General features: G+C 51.3%; 3 protein-coding genes. 1 reads left to right on the top strand and 2 read right to left on the bottom strand.

Annotated elements, in window-relative coordinates:
- Both ACTF5Z_RS07885 and ACTF5Z_RS07880 read right to left on the bottom strand, forming a co-directional pair.
- A partial coding sequence (locus tag ACTF5Z_RS07885; protein WP_438985165.1) for a TrkH family potassium uptake protein occupies positions 1–892 on the bottom strand: 892 nt, incomplete at its 3' end.
- Between the two features lie 105 nt (positions 893–997).
- The gene (locus ACTF5Z_RS07880) at positions 998–1,837 is read right to left on the bottom strand and encodes an NAD(P)H-binding protein (protein ID WP_438985164.1); all 840 of its coding nucleotides are present in this window, start codon (positions 1,835–1,837) and stop codon (positions 998–1,000) included.
- A 44-nt stretch (positions 1,838–1,881) separates the two neighbouring features.
- Here ACTF5Z_RS07880 and ACTF5Z_RS07875 point away from each other — a divergent pair.
- Positions 1,882–3,353 (top strand): ATP-dependent DNA helicase RecG (locus tag ACTF5Z_RS07875; RefSeq protein ID WP_438985163.1); only part of this gene is annotated, 1,472 nt, incomplete at its 3' end.

Genomic DNA, 3,353 nt, shown 5'->3' with positions numbered 1-3,353 from the left:
CAAACCAAGATTCGTTGCCTTGCGACCATTGCTGAGAGGCCAACAAAATAACCAATCCGACCACTATCAGCAAATAGTTCCGGCTCTGCTGATCTTTTAAGGCGCTAAGCCGTTTTTGCGCGAGTAGACGAATGTACAAGGTAAAAGGTAGTCCGCCCAAAAACATGAACAGGGTCGAAACCCATAAAACCCCCACGCCGAACTGCCCCATAGACGCATCATCGGTAGAGAAGCCTCCTGTCGACACCGTGGTCATTGCGTGATTCACAGCATCAAACCAATTCATTCCTGCGGCGCGATATGCTAATACCGCGCACAACGTCAGTGCAGTGTAGACCACCCACAAGCTCTTGGCGATAGACTGAAAACGAGGCAGGCTTTTTTCAGACCAATCAGAGGATTCTGCTTGGAAGAGACGCATCCCACCCACTCGTAAAAAAGGCAGAATAGCGATGGCCATACCAATAACACCCAAACCTCCCAGCCATTGTAATAGTGAACGCCACAATAATATTGATGGCGGATAATCGCGCAAACCGACTAAGACGGTGGAACCTGTTGTGGTGATCCCCGAGACAGCCTCAAAAACCGCGTCGATAAATCCGATACCATAATCACTCCAAAAGAACGGAAGCGCCGCAAACAGCGACAGACTTAACCAGCTCGACGTGGTAATCATGTAGAGTTGTCGGGTGGTGGGCGCGAAATCCTTGAATACTCCGGGAATGGTTAGCACCGAAGAAATGCCGATAGCCGCCATACCCGACTTTGCAAATACCAGTTCTTGGCCGTCGTTTAACAACCAAGAATAAGCCGCTACGGCAAACATTAAACTTGCCAGGATCAAACCCAATACACCGCAGACAAAAAATACTGGTCTGAATAAGCGCATGATCAACGCCTCTTTGAATCGTCAAGCGTATTGTCATGAGGGACTGCGTAAAATATCGAGATACCAAAACCCCATACAGCGTAAAAATGCCGTAAAGACGAGAGATTATTGGTAACCGTCTTGGTAGCTCGGAAACTTCAGCTGATAACCACTGGCGATAAGTCGGCTGCTATCGATGCGTTTGTGCTCTTGAAGCTCTCCGTCCACCGATACAGTTTCTGGCGGGTTCAAGCCGGCACGGGCCGCTAAATGGCGCTCGATTTCATAGCGTGTCGCGGGTGCTCCATCGCTGCCATTATAAATCGAGGCTAAAGGCTCACCTGCTTGGGAGAGGCGAATCAGGTGTGCCAAAAAGCCGCTACAATCATCGCGATGAATACGATTGGTAAAAATCTCGGGCTCAGACGAAGACCAGAGCCCTTGCTTCATGCGATTCAAATAGAACTGCGCCCGACCATCGTATATACCGGCAAAACGTACAATCGTTAGGGGCAAACCGGTCTGCACCATTGTCTGCTCGGCAGTAATTAAGCTCAGCGCGGCGAAGCCCTGCTGCGCGAGCGGTGAATCTTCGGTGACCCACGCGCCAGCGCTTTCAGCATAAACGCGAGTGCTACTGACATAAAAAATGCGCTGAGGCGAAAGACCATCAAGCGCAGCGGCGATATTGCGCGCACCTTGCTCATATCCCTGCTGATAACCAGACTCTGTGTAAGCCGTGGGCTTTAGCGTAATGACAACGTAGTCGGGACTAAACGCTTTAAGCACGCCCAGCGTCTCGGGTTGTAAATAATCCGCTTGTACCCAGTCAATCGTTTTTTCATCGACATCGGGGAGGCTTCGCCGTAAGCCTAAGAAGCTGTAACGCTCACTTGGCAGCTCATGACTCAATCGCAGCCCAATATCGCCGCAACCAATAAGTGCGACCCGAAGCTTGTTATCCATTGATGCCACGCTACACTGTCCCTATTCAAATACCGTAATACTGCATGTCACAGCCAAACGCCAACAGAAGGGTAGCATTAAACGCCACCAGTCCGATATCACAGCTGACAGGGGTGGGACCTAAGCTTGCAGAGAAATTGGCTACCCTAGGTTTACACCAAGTAAAAGATTTGTGGTTTTATCTGCCACTGCGCTATCAAGACCGCACTCGGCTCACGCCAATTGGCGCCTTACAAGATAGTAGCGATGTCGTGGTGGAAGGTGAAGTTCGTCTTGCAACGATAACACTCGGGCGTCGCCGCAGCCTCGTTGTGAAACTGCAAGACGGCACAGGCACGCTGGTACTTCGGTTTTTTCATTTCTCACGTGCTCAACAGCAACAGCTTAAGCAAGGGCTGACTTTGCGTTGCTTTGGGCAGGTCCGACGCGGCGCCAATGGCTTCGAAATGGTGCACCCAGAGTACCGTAGAGTCGAAGAGGGTGCGGCCATGGAAGAAGCGCTCACAGCCATTTACCCAACAATCACGGGAATCGGGCAAACGACCTGGCGCAAGATTTGTTTAGCCTCGCTTCAAGTGTTAACAGTGAACCCGCCCGATGAGCTATTGCCACATGAACAGACCCAGGGCATCGGTCTGGTCCAAGCCATTCAAATTTTACATCAGCCACCACCAGATGTGTCGTTGTCCGCCTTGGCCAATAAACAACATCCAGCGCAATTACGGCTGGCGCTCGAAGAGCTAGTAGCTCATCGAATTAGCTTAGGTGAACTTCGCACTCTGCAAACACAACATCAAGCACCGGAAATTCCTTATCAACAGGAGCTCACGGCGGCGTTTTTAAAGGCACAGCCTTTTCAGGCCACGGGTGCACAACAACGAGTGATCGCCGAAATTGGTCAGGACTTAATGCGCCCCACGCCAATGTTGCGACTGTTACAAGGCGATGTCGGTGCAGGTAAAACTTTGGTCGCAGCAGCAGCCGCTTTGCAAGCGGCGGAAGCGGGGTATCAAGTGGCGGTAATGGCGCCCACCGAACTTTTAGCGGAACAACACTGGCGCAATTTCGAGCGCTGGTTTGGCAATAGCAAATTCAAGCTCGCGTGGCTCAGCGGTAAAACGAAAGGCAAGAAACGCGAAACGACTCTAGCGATGATAGCGACACAAGAAGCCAGTATGGTGATTGGCACTCATGCCTTGTTTCAAGCGGATGTAGAATTTAAACACTTAGGACTTGTCATTATTGACGAACAGCACCGCTTTGGCGTCGAGCAGCGGCTGACCCTAGCGCGCAAAGGCAAAGCACTTAGACCCCATCAGTTGGTGATGACCGCCACACCCATACCTAGAAGTTTATCGATGGTGGCCTATGCCGACCTAGATTGTTCGATTATTGATGAATTACCCCCAGGGCGTCAGGCAATCTCGACTGTACTTATCGATTCCACCCGAAGAGCTTCTGTCATTGAGCGGGTAGCCCACGCTTGTCGGGACGGGCGCCAGGCTTACTGGGTGTG

Origin of the sequence: Aequoribacter sp., assembly GCF_965659035.1 — a bacterium.
GTDB lineage: Bacteria > Pseudomonadota > Gammaproteobacteria > Pseudomonadales > Halieaceae > Aequoribacter.
This window is presented reverse-complemented; position numbering and strand designations above follow the sequence as displayed.